Raw genomic sequence first — 15,561 nt, forward strand, 5'->3', positions numbered from 1 at the left:
TTTCCCCTCCCTCTCTCTTCTTTTCCTCTCCCCCCCCCCCCCCCCCCCCCCCCCCCCCCCCCCCCCCCCCCCCCCCCCCCCCGGTCCCCGGTCCACCGACACCACCACGACGAGGAGCGCCCGTGGCCACCACGGCAGAATCCGCCCCACCGGCCCCGCGCGCGGAGGCCACCCGGGCCACCGCGCCCGCCACGCCCTCCACGCCCGCCTGGCGCATGCTGCTCGGATACGTACGGCCGCACCGCTGGACGCTGCTCGCCGGGGCCGTGCTGGCGCTGGTCACCGGGGCCACCGGGCTGGCGCTGCCGCTGGTGGCCAAGTCCCTGATCGACGCCCTCTCCCACGAGCGCTCGATCACCGGCGCTCTGCTGTTGATGTCGGCTCTGGTCATCGCCAACGCAGGGATCGGCGCGCTCGGTTCCTACGTCCTCAGGCGCACCGCGGAGTCGGTCGTACTCGGCGCGCGGCGCACCCTGTCGTCGTACCTGCTGCGACTGCGCATCGCCGCCGTGGACCGCAGTGAACCCGGCGATCTGATGGCCCGCGTCACCTCCGACACCACGCTGCTGCGCGAGGTCACCACCGACTCCCTGGTGGGCCTCGGCACCGGCGGGCTCACGCTCGTCGCCACGCTGGTGATGATGGGCCTGGTCGACCCGGTCCTGCTGGCAGTCACTCTCGGCGTGGTGCTGGGCGCGGGCGCGGTGATCGGCGTGATCGTGCCCCGTATCAACAAGGCCAGCAGGCAGGCACAGGACGCGGTCGGCGCGATGGGCGCGTCCCTGGAACGCATCCTCGGCGCGCTGCGCACCGTCAAGGCGTCCGGTGCCGAACACCGCGAGGAGCAGACCGTGCACGCGGCCGCCGAGGAGTCCTGGCGGCAGAGCGTACGGGCGGCCAAGTGGTCGGCGCTGGCCGGGAACACGGCCGGTCTGTCGATGCAGATCGCTTTCATCACCGTGCTCGCGGTCGGCGGCGCCCGGGTCGCGACCGACGCGATCGACGTCGGCACTCTGGTCGCCTTCCTGCTGTACGTCTTCTACCTGATGTCCCCGATCCAGTCGGTCGTCGGCGCCGTCACCCAGTACCAGGCCGGAGCTGCCGCCCTCGCCCGTATCCAGGAGGCGCTGCGGCTGCCGGCCGAGCCGCCGGCCCGTCCCGCACCCCTGCCCGCGGCCGGCGCCGAACCCGCCGCGCTGACCTTCGAGGACGTCCTGTTCCGTTACGCGGACGAACTGCCGTACGTCCACCACGGCGTGAGCTTCGCTGTGCCGCCGCGCGGCATGACTGCCTTCGTGGGCCCTTCGGGGGCGGGAAAGACCACCGTCTTCTCACTCATCGAGCGGTTCTACGACCCCGGTGCGGGGCGGATCACGCTCGACGGCCGCGACCTCGCCCAGTGGGACATACCCGAGCTCCGTTCCGCCATCGGCTATGTCGAGCAGGACGCCCCCGTGCTCTCCGGCACGCTGCGGGACAACCTGCTGCTCGGCAATCCCGACGCCGGCGACAGCGACCTGCTCCACGTACTGAGGACCACCCGGCTCGACGGTCTCGTCGATCGTCTCCCGAAGGGCCTGGACACCCTCGTCGGCCATCGCGGCACCAAGCTGTCCGGCGGCGAGCGCCAGCGCGTCGCGATCGCCCGGGCGCTGCTGCGCCGCCCCCGGCTGCTCCTGCTCGACGAGGCCACGAGCCAGCTCGATGCCGTCAACGAAGCCGCGCTGCGTGACACCGTCGCCGACGTCGCACGCACCACCACCGTGATGGTGGTCGCCCACCGGCTGTCCACCGTCACCATGGCCGACCGCATCGTCGTCATGGACGCGGGCCGGGTGCGCGCCGTGGGTACCCACCGCGAGCTGGTCGCCGCCGACCCGCTCTACGCCGAGCTCGCCGCCACCCAGTTCCTCGCCACCGCCGACCAGTGACCTGAGGCGAAAAAGCGGATCCCCCGCCATGGCGGGGGATCCGTCGTCACGTCCGGCTCGTCAGAGCTTTCCGCCGACCTCGCACGCCTGGCACGGCGGCCGGCCGCAGGTGCACTGCATGATGGCGTCGAGGACGTCGCGATCGTGGTAGAGGCATTCGTCCTTGCAGGTGTGGCGCGGGATGAAGCCGGCCTGGATCTCACCGGGCCACGCCTCGTGACCGTCCCGGCAGCGGATGAACCGCTCGGGGTCGGTGGCGTGCAGGTCGTGCATGTTCGACCGCGCCTCGTCCTCCAGCTCCCGTACCCGCGCCACCAGGGCCTTGAGCTCGGCGGCGATGCTCGAGTACCGGTCGGCGCCGGTCCGTACGTGCGCGGCCCGCAGTGCCATTGCTGCGTTGCCAAGGAACCTGCCGGCATCCTGAAGATCGGTCACGTGATGCATCTGAATGCCGTTCACGCCCCGGACCCACACGGCGTCCATGCTCACTGATCCACCTCTCCGGCCTCACCCTGGTATTCCTGCGAAGCGCTAATCTCCTCGGATATGCGCGGCACCGATGCCACTGCATTCAAAAAGAAATGTAATTAACGACGCTAAAGCTCTTCGCCGCCCCCGTCCAGCAAAAATGCAGTGAACCGGCTCACAGCAGTCAAGGGGCCCCGAGAGGTGACATTGCCCGCCCCGCGGCCACCCACGTGGTTGATCTTCCACTCATCTTTTCCGGCGAGCTGGGCCGAGCTGATCTGAGCCGATCTGAGCTGACCTGAGCTGACCTGAGCTGATGCGATTCTCCGCTATCCGGCGACGGTGTAGGAGCGCGCTCCCGCCCCTGCCAGTCCGCCACCGTCGACGATCAGGTATTCCGGGCGGATGGGGCGTCCGTCGAACCAGCACTCCAGGATCTCCCGGGTGCCGGCCGCGTACCGCGCCTGCGCCGAGAGGGTCGACCCGGACACATGCGGCGTCATCGCCTCGTGCGGCATGGTGCGCCAGGGGTGGTCGGGCGGCGGCGGCTGCGGATACCAGACGTCACCGGCGTAGCCGGCCAGTTGGCCGCTCTCCAGGGCACGCACCACGGCGTCCCGGTTGACGATGAGGGCGCGTGCGGTGTTGACGATGTACGAACCGCGCTTCATGGCCCCGATCAGGTCCTCGTCGAAGAGGTTCTGCGTCTGCGGATGCAGGGGCGTGTGGATCGACAGCACATCGATCGCGGGGGCCAGGGAACGGACGTCGGGATGCCAGTTCAGCGCGAGCTCCTCCTCGACCTCCCGAGGCAGTCGGTGCACGTCGCAGTAGTGCAGGGTGACGTCGAACGGCACGAGGCGGCGCAGTACCGCCTGGCCGATCCGGCCCGAGCCGAGCACGCCGACGTGCATGCCTTCCAGGTCGTAGGCGCGCGACACACTGTCGGCGATGTTCCAGCCCTTCTTGGTGGTCACCCACTCATGAGCCGGCATGTAGTTGTGCACCAGGGTGAGGATCTGCATCACGGCGTGCTCCGACACACTGATGCTGTTGCTGAAAGTCACCTCGGCCACGGTCATGCCATGGGAGATGGCGCTCGGCAGATCGACGTGGTCCGACCCGATCCCCGCGGTGATCGCGAGTCTCAGCTGGGGAGCCGCGGCGATCCGCTCGGGGGTCAGATAGGCGGGCCAGAACGGCTGCGAGATGACCACGTCGGTGTCGGGCAGCTCGCGGTCCAGGGTGGAGTCCGCCCCTTCCTTGTCGCTCGTGACGACAAAGGTGTGACCCCGGTCCTCCAGGAACCGGCGCAGTCCCAGTTCTCCGGAAACGCAGCCGAGGAGGTGCCCCGGGGTGAAATCGATGGCCTGCGGGGTCGGCGCGGTCTGACCGCCCGGATAGCCGGTGATGGTGGGAATCTCGTCGCGGGCGTAGTCGGGAGGATAACCGCCCACGGGGTCCGGATAGAGCACCGCAAGGATTTTTGCCATGGCCGTCCTCCATCGGTGGGGCCACTGCTCCGGTGAACGGGTAGGGCACCGGTAAACCGTCGAACACCGATGATCTTGAATTTTAGTCGAGCGTGCGTCGGCGCTGCAATCCCCAGGGATAATGGAGAGGCGTTCCGGCGGATAGGGATGCGGCTATTTCGATGAGACCTGTGACGGGAGTTCGGGAGCCGTTCCGCGCACGTCTGCGCGCGGGCGTCCTCGCGGCGGTCGCACTCGGCGGCCTGCTGGGCGGGACGGCCCGTTACGCACTGGGGCTGGCCTTCCCCACGCCCGGGGCGACGTTCCCGTGGACGACGTTCGCCGTCAATGTGTCCGGGTCGTTCGTGCTGGCGCTACTGCTCGTGTATGTATTCGAGATCTGGCCGCCGACCCGGTACGTGCAGCCGTTCGCCGCCGTCGGCTTCCTCGGCGCCTTCACCACCTTCTCGACCTGGATGGTCGACACCGATCGCCTGCTGGGCCACGGCCACTACGCAGCCGCGGCGTTGAACATCTTCGGGAGCCTCTTCGCCGGCCTGGCCGCCACCGTTCTGGGCCTGGCCATCGGCAGGCTGACGGTGGCCCGGCGCGTACGGCTCGACGAGCGGCGCCGGCGCGCCCGCCGATACGGCTGGTGGGCGCGGTGATCATCCTGCTCGCCGTCAGTGCGGCGGCAGCCGTCGGGGCAGTCGCGCGTTACGTACTCGGCCAGTACGTGCAGTACCGGAGCCCGGGCGCGTTCCCACGCGGCACCTGGCTGATCAACATAACCGGCTCGTTCGCGCTGGGGCTTCTGGTGGGCCTCGGCGCACGGCACGCACTGCCGGAGCAGGTCGTGACCATTGCCGGCGTCGGTTTCTGCGGCGCCTATACGACGTTCTCCACATTCAGTTACGAGTTGGTCCACCTCTGCGAGAAAGGGCAGGTCGGCAAATCCCTGCTGTACGCCGCTTCGAGTCTCGCGGTGGGTCTTGCGGCAGCAGCTGCGGCGCTGGCCGTCGGATCGTTCTGAGAAGGTCCAGGCCCGTCCGTCCGGTACTTGACACGTGGATTCACGAGACGTCTCCTTGAAAGCAGGAAATGCGCTGTGGCGTGCGCCAATCGGGGCGCACCGCACGCACTCGGGTTGGCCAGCGTCCACCGGCATCCGGAGGCTGCTGATGGCAACCTATGAATATCTATGCAGCCGATGTGGGCCTTTCGACGTGAAGTTGGCGATCGGAACGGCGCCCACGACTTATGGCTGCCCTGTTTGCACAGGCGCTGCGAGACGTGTGTACACCTCGCCCGGCCTCACGCTGACCTCGCACGCGGTCGCCGCCCTTCATGACCAGGAGGAGCAGGCCCGTGAGGCCCCGGCAGTAGTCTCCGAAGTGCCGCCACGCAGAAGGGTGCCACGGCACCCGCACCCCGCGCTCTCGCGGCTGCCGCGTCCCTGAGGGCGTCCACGCGGACTTAGGAGGTGCGTCCCCGTGGGAAACGTGGGACTGCTCTTTGTCGGTGCGGTGCTCTTCATCAACGGAATGCTGTTGCTCGGGAAGGTCGACGCCAAGGCGGCAGCGGTGTTCAACCTGTTCGTTGGCGCACTGCAGGTTTTGACGCCGACTTATCTCATCGTCGTCGCCTTCGGCGACCCCAGATTGATCCTGGCGGCATCCGGCATCTATCTGTTCGGCTTCACCTACCTGTATGTAGGTGTGGGCCTCCTCGCCGGTATCGACAGTACCGGCGTCGGCTACTACTCGCTGTTCGTCGCGGTTGCGGCCCTGGGGTACTCGTTCGTCACTTTCCGGATTTTCCGGGACTACCCGTTCGGGGTCATCTGGCTCTACTGGGCATTCCTGTGGTTCCTGTTCTTCCTGTTGCTCGGTCTCAAGATGGACAGCCTCAGAACCTATACGGGCTGGGTCACGGCAATCCAGGGCTGGGTCACCGGCGTGATTCCCGCGGCACTGCTGCTCTCCGGTTACTGGGTGAGCCCCACCGAAACTGCCATCGCGCTGGCGGTGTTCGGCGTGGTGGTGTTCGCGGCGCTGTGGCCACTCACCCGGAGTTCGCGGCAGCCGGCCCCGGCCACCACGGCGGCCGGAAGCGCGAGCGCACCAACGTGACCGCACCAATTTAGGAGTTGTTATGCCCGAAATTATCTTCCATGTGGACCACAGCAAGTCGATGCGTGACCAGGACGTCCCCGGACACAACAGGTGGCACCCGGATGTCCCGACCGTCGCCATGGTCAAGCCGGGAGCGGAGTTCCGCCTGGAGTGCCGCGACTGGACCGACTGCCAGGTCGGCAACAACGACTCCGCCGACGACGTACGCGACGTCGACCTGACCATCCCTCATATGCTCAGCGGCCCGATAGGCGTGGAGGGCGCCGAACCCGGCGACCTGCTCGTCGTCGACATACTCGACCTCGGCCCCGTGCCGCAGCAGACCGGCGACTTCGCGGGCCAGGGCTGGGGCTACACCGGCATCTTCGCCAAGGCCAACGGCGGTGGCTTCCTGACCGACTACTTCCCCGACGCCTACAAGGCGATATGGGACTTCCACGGACAGCAGGCGGTCTCCCGCCACCTTCCCGGTATCCGATTCACCGGAATCACCCACCCAGGGCTGTTCGGCACAGCGCCGTCCGCCGAGATGCTCGCCCGCTGGAACGCCCGCGAGAAGGCGCTGATCGAGACCGACCCGGACCGGGTCCCGCCACTCGCCGTACCGCCGAACGCCGACAACGCACTCGCCGGCACGGCCACCGGTGACCTCGCCACGCGCATCGCGGAGGAAGGCGCACGCACGGTGCCTGCCCGCGAGAACGGAGGCAACCACGACATCAAGAACTTCACACGCGGCTCGCGGGTCTTCTACCCCGTACACGTCAAGGACGCGAAGCTCTCCGGAGGCGACCTGCACTTCAGTCAGGGCGACGGAGAGATCACCTTCTGCGGCGCCATCGAGATGGGCGGCTTCATCGACTTCCACGTCGACCTGATCAAGGGCGGCATGGAGACGTACGGCATCTCCACCAACCCCGTGTTCATTCCGGGCAACGTCGAGCCGAGGTACACGGAGTTCATGACCTTCATCGGTATCTCCGTCGACCACGACACGGACACGAACTACTACCTCGACGCCACGCTGGCCTACCGCCGGGCCTGCCTCAACGCCGTCGAGTACTTCAAGAAGTTCGGCTACAGCGGAGAGCAGGCCTACCTGCTGCTCGGCTCCTCCCCCATCGAGGGACGTATCAGCGGCATCGTCGACATCCCCAACGCCTGCTGCTCGCTGTACGTACCCACCGCCATGTTCGACTTCGACGTCCGGCCCACCGCGGCAGGCCCGGCGAAGGCCGACCGGGGCCAGTGCGCCATGACCTCCGGCACCCTGGTCTGACCGGACAACGACGGCCCGCCGTCCCGACCGCGTCCTGCGGCCGGGACGGATCCGTACCGGGGTACTCAACCGATCCACACTGCCTTCGCCGAGGCACGCGGCCTTTCACCTCACGGCTGTCCGCCGGTCGCTTCGCGAGCACGTGCACCTGCGCGTGTACGGCCGGCCGACGGCGCGCGCTCAGGATGACGCCGCAGGTATTCGTTCTCCAGCGCGGCCATCCGTTGGGTGTGGGTGGCCAACGCGTCCGCGGAACCGTGCAGCAGGGTCTCGTGGCGTGTGCGATGAACGGCTTCCAGCTCCTTGAGCAGCAGCGCGTCCTCCAGCTGCTCAGGCGCCACCCCGCGGTCCTGCTCGTTCATGACTCGGACCTCCTGATCGGTGCATCGCGCAATCGCCTCTCCGCTGCCGGTACGAGGATCGAGGTGATCCACATGCTCATGGCATGGGCTGCGGGCTCATGGATTGCCACGCTCCCAGCTTGCCTGTCCGGTGCCGGTCGGGCCAGCCGATCGGGCCGCCGCGACCGTGCGGCGCCGGACGGCGACCGGTGACCGGTCACCCGTGACCGACCGTAGCCCGTCGGCGGTCCCGGTGCGATCATCTGCACGGCACGGTGCGGGAGCGGCGAGGACGGGAGCGAGCGGATGGACGGTGACATCGGCCGGGGACGCGCGGGCCAGGGACGCGTGCTCGTCGTGGACGACGATCCGGCGATCCGGCGGTCGCTGGAGCGAGGACTGCGGCTGGCCGGTTTCACCGTGTCCCTGGCCGAGGGCGGACGGCCCGCACTGGCGCAGGTACGGCAGTGGGCAGCCGATGTCCTCGTGCTGGACATCTCCATGCCGGACGTCGACGGAATCGAGGTGTGCCGGACTCTGCGCGACGACGGCAACGACGTACCCGTCCTGATGCTGTCGGCGCTGGACGAGACAGCGGACCGGATCGCGGGACTGCAGGCAGGTGGCGACGACTATCTGGTCAAGCCGTTCGCGCTGCAGGAACTGGTGCTGCGGCTGGAGGCGCTGCTGCGCCGGCGGCCGCCCAGCGACACGGACGTAGTGCGCGTCGGCCCGCTCGTGCTCGATCCGGCGGCCCGCGAGGCACGTCTGGACGGGGAGCCACTGTCGCTGACCCGGCGCGAGTTCGAACTGCTGGAGGTCCTCGCGCGCAACGCGGGCATCGTGCTGACCAGGGATCAGCTGCTGGACCGCGTCTGGGGTTACGACTTCGACGTCCGCACCGATGCCGTCGACACCTTCGTCAGCTACCTGCGGCGCAAGCTGGAGAGCGGCGGCCGTGCGCGGCTCATCCATACGGTACGGGGAGTCGGCTTCGTCCTGCGCCGCGACGACAAGGCGGCGGACGCATGAGGGCTCACGACACATGGGCGCAGAGCACATGAAGGACCCCCGGAACTCGAAGGGGCAGGGCACATGAGGCTGTCCACGCGTATCGCGCTCGCCGTCGCCGTCACGGTGCCGGTGCTGGTGCTGGCGGCCGGCTGGCTGCTGCTCCAGCTCGTCGCGCGCGATCTGCACGCGGAGCAGGACGCTCATCTGCGGGAGCGGGCGACGCAGGTCGTCGGGGACGCGCGCCGGCTGCTGCGGGTCACCGCGGCCGACCGGCCCGCCGCGGTCGAGCAGGCGCGTGAGCGGCAGTTGTACGCCTCGGCCCTGGATGTCGGCATCCGGCTCGCCGGGCCCCACGGAACCGTCTCGGGCGGTCCTCAGCCCAGCGCTTCCGTAGCCCTTCCGGGCAGCGCGGCCAGGCCGGTGACCGTCGAGGACGGGGACGACAGCTGGCGGGTCCTGTCGGTCCGCGTACAAGGATCGCGGCCGGGTGTCGACGGCACGCTGTGGCTGTTCTCGCCCGACACCGCGAGCCGGGACCAACTGGCGCTCGTCCGCAGGCGCGTGGTGACCGTGGCCCTGCTGGCCGCACCGGTGGCAGGTCTGCTGGGCCTGGCGGTCGCCTCCCGGGCCGGCCGTCCGCTGCGCCGGCTGCAGCAACGGACGAGCGGACTCGATCCGAGGGCTGACGCGGCGTGGCTCGAGCACGTCCCGACCGGTGTCACCGAGGTCGACGACCTCGCCCGGACCTTGCAGACGGTGCTCGCCCGCTATGACGAACAGGCCGCCAGAACCACCGGCGCCCTGGCCACCGCACGGTCGTTCGCGGCCGCCGCCGCGCATGAACTGCGTACGCCGCTGATGAGCATGCAGACGAATCTGGACATCCTCACCGAGCACCCCGGACTCGGGCCGGCGGACCGGACGGAGGTGCTGAAGGATCTGCACAGTGAGCACACGCGGCTGCTGGGCCTGCTGGTGATGCTGCGGGAGCTGGGCCGGGGCGACCTGGTAGAGGCCGACGCGTTCGGCCCGGTGGACCTCGCGGAGGTGATCGACGCCTCGGTCGCCGACGCCCGGCGCAGACACCCCACGGCGGAGATCAGTGTGCCGGTGGTGCCGCGTCCGATCGTGTACGGATGGGAGCCGGGGCTGCGTACGCTCGTCGACAACCTCCTGGCCAACGCCCTGGTCCATGGGCGCAGCGGCGACGGCCGGGCCCGTATCGAGGTGGGGCTGCGAGCGGGCGGGCACGGCTCGGCACCGGTCGCGGTGCTGACGGTGGACGACGAGGGACCCGGGATCCCGCCCTCGCAGCGCGACGAGGTGTTCCAGCGCTTCCGGCGCGGACCGGACAGCCCGGGCTCAGGACTCGGCCTCACCCTCGTCGCTCAGCAGACGGCCCTGCACCGGGGCCACGTCCGGGTCCTCGACCGGCCGTCGGGCGACGGCGCCCGGTTCGAGGTCCGCCTCCCCGTGCGAGGAGAGACCGTGCCGACGTTGCCGTCGGACCGGGACTGGCTGACCGCAACGGCCCGGCACCCACAAGCTTTCCACAAAGTCGGCTCCTAACTTCCGGCCGGGCGCAGGCACATGGGCCTCGCCCGGCTCCAGGAGGGACACCGTCATGAGGACCGCCAAGACCGCCGCCCTGGCACTCACCGTCGTCACGGCCCTGTTCACCGCGACAGCCACAGCCTCGGCCGGCACCGGGGAACCCTCGCCGGAAGGCACGCCGACCGGAGACGGTGCGCAGGCACTGTGCAAGCGGGTGCCGAAGATCGAGAAGCGGCTGGAGCGGGCTCTGGACCGCCTCGGCGGCGACGCGACACAACGCGGGTCGATCAGCCGCCTGGAGAAGCGCGTCGAGAACGCCAGGAAGGCCGGTCACACCGAGATCGAGACGTATCTCAACGACAAGCTGACCTTTCGCCGTTCCCTCGTTCCGGCGCTGGAGAAGCGGCAGAAGGACCTGGCCTCGGTGAAGTCCTGGTGCAAGGCGAACAACGACGGGGCCGAGAAGTGATGGCCCCGCGACGTGCCGCCATCGCGGCCGCTGCTGCTGTCATATGCCTCACGGGCATGACCGGCTGTGGGCAGGGCGGCAACGGGCAGCGCAGCGACGGGACGAGCAGCGGGGCGTCCGACGGGTCGGCGACCACGGGCCCGTCGGACGTGACGGAGATGCGCAAACTGGTGGATGCCGCGGAATCGGCTGCCGCCGCGGCGGAATCCGCCGCTGAGGAGGACTGAACCCACCGCATTCGCCGTCGGCTCGGGCCCTGCGGGCCCGGTCTGCTCGCAGACCGTCCCCAGGGCGGTAACACTGGGAGGAAACAGGGGGTGTCGACGCAGGACGAGGCTGGTGTCCATGGGTGCATCCCACGCCGCGTACGGCGGCGGCGAACGCGAAGAACTCCCGGTGCGGGACTGGGCCCGCGTGGTGGTCGACGCGCAAGGCACGGTCACCGGGTGGAGCACGGCGGCGGAGCGGCTGCTCGGCTACCCGGCGGACGAGGTGGTCGGAGCGTCCGTGGCCGCTCTGCTGGCCACGGCACGGGACGCGGGGGCCGCCGCGGACCTGGAAGACACCGAGCACCCCGGGGCCGGCCCGGCGAGCGGGCGGATCCTGCTGCGGCATCGCGACGGCCCGCCGGTGAGCTGCCTCCTCGCCGTCCGCCCCGAGGCGGACGACGGCACCGCGGCGCGCTGGGCCGTGCTCCTCGCCCCCGGGGACCGGACGGCCCCGGAGGCCGACCGGGCACTCCTGGAAGCGCTGTTCACCCAGTCCCCCGTGGGGTTGGTCGTACTCGACCCGAAGCTCCGGGTGCTGCGGTTCAACCCTGCCGCGGAAGGGATGCAGGGCGCTCCGGCCGCGGAGGCGGTGGGCCGTCGCCCCACCGAGGTGTGGCCCGATTTCGCGGCGGAGCAGGCGGAGCGGGTGATGGGCAAGGTGCTGGAGTCGGGCGAGCCGCTGATCAGCTTCGAGAAGCGTGGCCGCCCACCGGGCGATCCCGGGCATGAGCATGTCTATTCGGCCTCGGTGTTCCGCCTCGAGGACGCCGACGGCCGGATCCTGGGAGTCGCTGACGTGGCCGTGGACGTCACCGACCGCTACCGCGCGCAGGAGCGGCTCTCACTGCTGGCGGAGGGCGGCGCACGCATCGGAACCACACTCGACGTGGTCCGCACCGCTCAGGAACTGGCCGATGTCGTCGTGCCGGGTCTCACCGACGGCGTCGCGGTCGAATTGCTGGAGCCGGTACTGCTGGGCGGAGAGATCGCGCCCGGCCCGGTCGGTCCCGGCGCGGTGCTGCGCCGGGCCGCTTCACGGTCCCACGGGACAGACCTTCCTCCCGGCACCTACGCGGCCGGCGAGGTCGGCACCTTCCCGTTCGCGGCACCGTCTTCCCAGGCCCTGAGCGATCTGCGGCCGCGTCTGGTCAGCCGGGTGCGCGACGACAGCGACTGGGTTCTCCGTGATCCCGTCAGGGGGCGGCGCATTCTCGAGGAGAGGATTCACTCACTCATGCTCGTGCCGCTGGTCGTCCACGACCTCGTCCTGGGGGCGGTCACCTTCTACCGCTGGGGGCCACGGGGCCCCTTCCAGCAGGACGATCTGACCCTGGCCACGGAACTCGTCCGCCGCGCGGCCGTATGCCTGGACAACGCCCGCCGCTACGTCCACGAGCACGATTCCCTGCTGGCCCTGCGGCGCGGTCTGCTCCCTCATGAACTCCCCGAGCACAAGGGAGTCGAGGTGGCCCACGAGTACGTCCACGCCGGATCCGGCGGGGACTGGGTCGACGTCATCCCGCTGTCCGGCGCCCGGGTGGCTCTGGTCGCCGGCAGCTCCTCGGGTCACGGTGTCGGGGCAGCGGCAACGATGGGGCGGTTGCACGCGGCCGTACACACGCTCTCCGACCTCGACCTGGAGCCTGACGAACTACTCGCCCGGCTCGACGACCTGGTGTTCCGTCTGGCCGGCGACGACAGCCGTGCGGGAAGCGCCTCCCCCGGCGGTTCCGAGCGGGCGGACAACGGCTCCCCCGAGGTGGACAACGGACCCCATCGGGTGGACGCGACCGGTTCGACCTGCCTGTATCTGATCTACGATCCCGTCTCCCGGCACTGCACCATGGCCGGAGCCGGCCATCCCGGCCCGGTCGTCGGCTGTCCGGACGGGACGGTGGCGGCCTTCGAACCCCCGGCCTCCGAGCCGCTGGGCCGTCCCGGGCAGCAGTTCGGGAAGGCCGAGCTGGACCTGCCCGAGGAAGCGCTGCTCACGCTGTACACCCCCGGACTCCTCCAGTCCCACGAAGGCGGCGCGGGACGGGCCGTGCTCGAAAGCCTCGTGAGCCGTCTGCCCGGCTCCGTGCGGGAGATCTGCCGCGTGCTCATCGAACGGCTGCTGCCCGGGACACCCCGCCACGACGCGGCCGTGCTCGTCGCCCGGACCCATGCGTTGAGCGACGACGACGTCGCCTCGTGGGACCTGCCGGCCGACCCGGCCGTCGTCGCCACGGCCCGTTCCCTGGCCGCCCGGCAGCTCACCTCCTGGAGCCTGGAGGAGGAGGCGTTCACCACGGAACTCATCGTGAGCGAACTCGTCACCAACGCCATCCGGTACGCCAGCGCCCCCATCCGACTGCGTTTGATCCGTGACCGCGCGCTGACCTGCGAGGTCTCCGACGGCAGCAGCTCGGCACCCCGTCTGCGGCATGCCCGCACCACCGACGAAGGGGGCCGCGGGCTGCTTCTCGTCGCGCAGCTCGCCGAGCGCTGGGGAACGCGCTTCGGCGGCGAGGGGAAGACGATCTGGACCGAGCAGCGCCTCGGCGGAGCGCCTGCGTAGCGGAAGTCGGGAGGCCGTCCCCCGCTACCGGCGGCACCGGTCACCGGGCCGCGCGACGCACATCCGGCAGCACCGTCATGCGCCGGCGCCCCCGGACGCGATGCGCTGGAGCCATTCACGGAGCAGCGTGGCCTCGGCGGGCGTGAGCGTCTCGGACAGGTCCGGCAGGACTGCGGTGAGGGCGATGGCACGGGAGGCCGGGGTGTCCGCGGCGTCGTCCGGCGGAGGATCGGTGGTGAGGGCGGCGAGAACGGTGTCGCGCGTACGGGCGGAGAGTCCTGTGCTCCGGGCGCCCGGCGGGGTGGCGATCAGGGTGAGGGCGACGCCGACGCTCGCGGCCTGGACCATCTGGGCGGCGGCACCGACCGGGAGGCGCAGACGGCCCGCCCGGGCCACCCGCTCCAGCATGCCGACCAGGATCGCGTGGGCCTCCTCCGCGGCGGCGACGGGCTCGCCCGGGCGTACGGCGCCGTACATCAGGACGTAGAACGACGGGTGTGTCAGGCCGAAGTCGATGTGCAGGTCCCAGCCGCGCCGGAGGTCCTCGACCGGATCGTCGGTCGCCGCGAGCGTCTGCTTTCCGGCCAGGTAGCGCTCGAACCCGTACGAGGTGACGGCGTCCAGCAGTCCCTGCTTGTCGCCGAAGAGCCGGTAGAGCGTCGGCGCCTGGACACCCGCCGCCTGGACCACGGCCCGCGTGGAGACGGCGTCACTGCCGCCCTCCGCCAGCAGATCGGCGGCGGCGACGAGGATCCGCTCGCGGGTGTCGGCACTTCTCCCGGAAGGCTTTTCGGCGGTCATGGAATCAACGCTACCCGAACGCTGTTAGCATCGATGACATCACTGCTAACGTTCTGGCGTTAACGTCGCTAATAACGGATTGGATCGCCCTGTGAACACCCGCACTCTCGGCACCGGCGGCCCGGCAGTCTCCTCCCTGGGACTGGGCCTGATGGGCATGTCGGACCTGTACGGACCGGCAGACGACGCCGAGTCCATCGCCACCGTCCACGCAGCACTCGACGCCGGCATCACCCTGCTCGACACCGGCGACTTCTACGGCATGGGTCACAACGAGCTGCTGCTGCGCGACGCACTGCGCGGCCGCAACCGCGACAACGCCGTGATCAGCGTCAAGTTCGGCGCGCTGCGCGACGCCCTGGGCGGCTGGAACGGCTACGACTCCCGCCCCGAGGCCGTGAAGAACTTCCTGGCCTACTCCCTGCGCCGGCTCGGCACCGACCACATCGACATCTACCGCCCGGCCCGGCTCGACCCGAACGTGCCGATCGAGGAGACCGTCGGAGCCATCGCCGAGACGGTCCAGGCCGGACTCGTCCGTCACATCGGGCTGTCCGAGGTGGGCGCCGACACCCTGCGCCGGGCCCAGGCCGTGCACCCCATCGCCGACCTGCAGATCGAGTACTCGCTGCTGTCCCGCGGCATCGAGGAGACGATCCTGCCCACCGCCCGCGAACTGGGCATCGGCATCACCGCCTACGGCGTGCTCTCCCGCGGTCTGCTCTCCGGCCACTGGAGCAAGGACCGCGAACTGGGAGCCCAGGACTTCCGCGGCATCAGCCCGCGCTTCCAGGGCGACAACCTCGAACGCAACCTCGACCTGGTAGAGGCGCTGCGCAAGATCGCCGAGACCAAGGGCGCCACGGTCGCCCAGGTCGCCATCGCCTGGGTGGCCGCGCAGGGTCAGGACATCGTGCCGCTCGTCGGCGCCCGCCGCCGTGAGCGCCTGTCCGAGGCCCTCGGCGCCGAAGCCGTGACGCTCACCGCGTCCGATCTCGACGCCATCGAGCAGGCCGTTCCGGCCGGCTCCGCGGCCGGCACCCGCTATGCCGCACCCCAGATGAACCACCTCGACAGCGAGCACTGACCCCCGCAGCGTTCGCATGGCGGCACCGGCTCCTTCCCCCTCCCCCGGGGGGCCGGTGCCGTCCGCGCCGGGGGGCCCCCCCCCCCCGGGGGGCACCGGGGGCCCCGGGCGCAGCCCACCCCCCCAACGCCACACCCCCCCCCCCCCCCTCCCCCCTAGACTAAGTCCGAACCTCCGCTCT

At 70.2% G+C, this 15,561-nt stretch carries 16 protein-coding genes; 12 read left to right on the plus strand and 4 right to left on the minus strand.

Annotated features, from left to right (window positions below):
- Positions 1 to 215: 215 nt before the first annotated feature.
- A complete protein-coding gene (locus tag AC0699_RS35605; RefSeq protein ID WP_478669093.1) occupies positions 216 to 1,931 on the plus strand; it encodes an ABC transporter ATP-binding protein in 1,716 nt (571 codons plus the stop codon).
- A 60-nt stretch (positions 1,932 to 1,991) separates the two neighbouring features.
- Here AC0699_RS35605 and AC0699_RS35610 read toward each other — a convergent pair whose 3' ends face one another.
- Both AC0699_RS35610 and AC0699_RS35615 read right to left on the minus strand, forming a co-directional pair.
- The gene (locus AC0699_RS35610) at positions 1,992 to 2,414 is read right to left on the minus strand and encodes a hypothetical protein (RefSeq protein WP_478669041.1); all 423 of its coding nucleotides are present in this window, start codon (positions 2,412 to 2,414) and stop codon (positions 1,992 to 1,994) included.
- A gap of 314 nt (positions 2,415 to 2,728) precedes the next feature.
- Positions 2,729 to 3,892, minus strand: a complete 1,164-nt coding sequence (locus AC0699_RS35615; RefSeq protein ID WP_478669044.1) for an NAD-dependent formate dehydrogenase — start codon at positions 3,890 to 3,892, stop codon at positions 2,729 to 2,731.
- 170 nt (positions 3,893 to 4,062) lie between these two features.
- Here AC0699_RS35615 and AC0699_RS35620 point away from each other — a divergent pair, with 170 nt between their 5' ends.
- The 5 genes from AC0699_RS35620 (at position 4,063) to fmdA (ending at position 7,285) form a co-directional block, all read left to right on the plus strand.
- Entirely contained in the window at positions 4,063 to 4,539 is a 477-nt protein-coding gene (locus AC0699_RS35620) for a fluoride efflux transporter FluC (RefSeq protein ID WP_478669047.1), read from the plus strand.
- Positions 4,536 to 4,904 carry a fluoride efflux transporter CrcB gene (crcB, locus tag AC0699_RS35625; protein ID WP_478669049.1) on the plus strand — a complete coding sequence of 123 codons (369 nt, stop codon included), beginning with the start codon at positions 4,536 to 4,538 and terminating at the stop codon, positions 4,902 to 4,904. Before AC0699_RS35620 ends, crcB begins: the two co-directional genes overlap by 4 nt.
- Before the next feature lie 148 nt (positions 4,905 to 5,052).
- Positions 5,053 to 5,331: an FmdB family zinc ribbon protein gene (locus AC0699_RS35630; protein ID WP_478669053.1), complete on the plus strand. Its 279-nt coding sequence runs from the start codon at positions 5,053 to 5,055 to the stop codon at positions 5,329 to 5,331.
- Between the two features lie 33 nt (positions 5,332 to 5,364).
- Positions 5,365 to 6,003 (plus strand): AmiS/UreI family transporter, encoded by a 639-nt coding sequence (locus AC0699_RS35635; RefSeq protein WP_478669056.1) that lies wholly within the window; start codon positions 5,365 to 5,367, stop codon positions 6,001 to 6,003.
- Between the two features lie 22 nt (positions 6,004 to 6,025).
- Positions 6,026 to 7,285 carry a formamidase gene (gene fmdA, locus AC0699_RS35640; protein WP_478669059.1) on the plus strand — a complete coding sequence of 420 codons (1,260 nt, stop codon included), beginning with the start codon at positions 6,026 to 6,028 and terminating at the stop codon, positions 7,283 to 7,285.
- Positions 7,286 to 7,395: 110 nt separating this feature from the next.
- Here the strand turns inward: fmdA and AC0699_RS35645 are convergent, their stop codons facing one another.
- Positions 7,396 to 7,647 carry a DUF6158 family protein gene (locus tag AC0699_RS35645; protein WP_478669063.1) on the minus strand — a complete coding sequence of 84 codons (252 nt, stop codon included), beginning with the start codon at positions 7,645 to 7,647 and terminating at the stop codon, positions 7,396 to 7,398.
- 285 nt (positions 7,648 to 7,932) lie between these two features.
- Between AC0699_RS35645 and AC0699_RS35650 the strand changes: the two genes are divergently transcribed.
- The 5 genes from AC0699_RS35650 to AC0699_RS35670 all read left to right on the plus strand — a co-directional run bounded on the left by AC0699_RS35650 (position 7,933) and on the right by AC0699_RS35670 (position 13,492).
- On the plus strand, positions 7,933 to 8,658 hold the full coding sequence (locus tag AC0699_RS35650) for a response regulator transcription factor (protein WP_478669066.1): 726 nt from the start codon (positions 7,933 to 7,935) through the stop codon (positions 8,656 to 8,658).
- A 63-nt stretch (positions 8,659 to 8,721) separates the two neighbouring features.
- Positions 8,722 to 10,209: a sensor histidine kinase gene (locus AC0699_RS35655; RefSeq protein WP_478669069.1), complete on the plus strand. Its 1,488-nt coding sequence runs from the start codon at positions 8,722 to 8,724 to the stop codon at positions 10,207 to 10,209.
- A 55-nt stretch (positions 10,210 to 10,264) separates the two neighbouring features.
- Positions 10,265 to 10,663: a hypothetical protein gene (locus tag AC0699_RS35660; RefSeq protein WP_478669072.1), complete on the plus strand. Its 399-nt coding sequence runs from the start codon at positions 10,265 to 10,267 to the stop codon at positions 10,661 to 10,663.
- Complete coding sequence (locus AC0699_RS35665; protein WP_478669075.1) at positions 10,663 to 10,890, plus strand: hypothetical protein; 228 nt, start codon at positions 10,663 to 10,665, stop codon at positions 10,888 to 10,890. Before AC0699_RS35660 ends, AC0699_RS35665 begins: the two co-directional genes overlap by 1 nt.
- A 118-nt stretch (positions 10,891 to 11,008) precedes the next feature.
- Positions 11,009 to 13,492 carry a SpoIIE family protein phosphatase gene (locus AC0699_RS35670; RefSeq protein ID WP_478669078.1) on the plus strand — a complete coding sequence of 828 codons (2,484 nt, stop codon included), beginning with the start codon at positions 11,009 to 11,011 and terminating at the stop codon, positions 13,490 to 13,492.
- A gap of 75 nt (positions 13,493 to 13,567) precedes the next feature.
- On the opposite strand, the gene AC0699_RS35675 is transcribed toward AC0699_RS35670, so the two are convergent.
- On the minus strand, positions 13,568 to 14,293 hold the full coding sequence (locus tag AC0699_RS35675) for a TetR/AcrR family transcriptional regulator (RefSeq protein WP_478669082.1): 726 nt from the start codon (positions 14,291 to 14,293) through the stop codon (positions 13,568 to 13,570).
- Between the two features lie 91 nt (positions 14,294 to 14,384).
- Here AC0699_RS35675 and AC0699_RS35680 point away from each other — a divergent pair, with 91 nt between their 5' ends.
- Positions 14,385 to 15,380 (plus strand): aldo/keto reductase, encoded by a 996-nt coding sequence (locus tag AC0699_RS35680; RefSeq protein ID WP_478669086.1) that lies wholly within the window; start codon positions 14,385 to 14,387, stop codon positions 15,378 to 15,380.
- The last annotated feature ends 181 nt before the right edge of the window (positions 15,381 to 15,561 follow it).

This window comes from Streptomyces sp. NPDC043870, assembly GCF_056435785.1.

Excerpts from the sequence above, each read along its gene's own strand:
- AC0699_RS35650 (WP_478669066.1), top strand. The coding sequence starts at position 7,933 with ATGGACGGTGACATCGGCCGGGGACGCGCGGGCCAGGGACGCGTGCTC.
- AC0699_RS35645 (WP_478669063.1), bottom strand. The coding sequence starts at position 7,647 with ATGAACGAGCAGGACCGCGGGGTGGCGCCTGAGCAGCTGGAGGACGCG.
- AC0699_RS35660 (WP_478669072.1), top strand. The coding sequence starts at position 10,265 with ATGAGGACCGCCAAGACCGCCGCCCTGGCACTCACCGTCGTCACGGCC.
- AC0699_RS35655 (WP_478669069.1), top strand. The coding sequence starts at position 8,722 with ATGAGGCTGTCCACGCGTATCGCGCTCGCCGTCGCCGTCACGGTGCCG.
- AC0699_RS35670 (WP_478669078.1), top strand. The coding sequence starts at position 11,009 with ATGGGTGCATCCCACGCCGCGTACGGCGGCGGCGAACGCGAAGAACTC.
- AC0699_RS35630 (WP_478669053.1), top strand. The coding sequence starts at position 5,053 with ATGGCAACCTATGAATATCTATGCAGCCGATGTGGGCCTTTCGACGTG.
- fmdA (WP_478669059.1), top strand. The coding sequence starts at position 6,026 with ATGCCCGAAATTATCTTCCATGTGGACCACAGCAAGTCGATGCGTGAC.
- AC0699_RS35605 (WP_478669093.1), top strand. The coding sequence starts at position 216 with ATGCTGCTCGGATACGTACGGCCGCACCGCTGGACGCTGCTCGCCGGG.
- AC0699_RS35665 (WP_478669075.1), top strand. The coding sequence starts at position 10,663 with ATGGCCCCGCGACGTGCCGCCATCGCGGCCGCTGCTGCTGTCATATGC.
- AC0699_RS35610 (WP_478669041.1), bottom strand. The coding sequence starts at position 2,414 with ATGGACGCCGTGTGGGTCCGGGGCGTGAACGGCATTCAGATGCATCAC.
- AC0699_RS35615 (WP_478669044.1), bottom strand. The coding sequence starts at position 3,892 with ATGGCAAAAATCCTTGCGGTGCTCTATCCGGACCCCGTGGGCGGTTAT.
- AC0699_RS35675 (WP_478669082.1), bottom strand. The coding sequence starts at position 14,293 with ATGACCGCCGAAAAGCCTTCCGGGAGAAGTGCCGACACCCGCGAGCGG.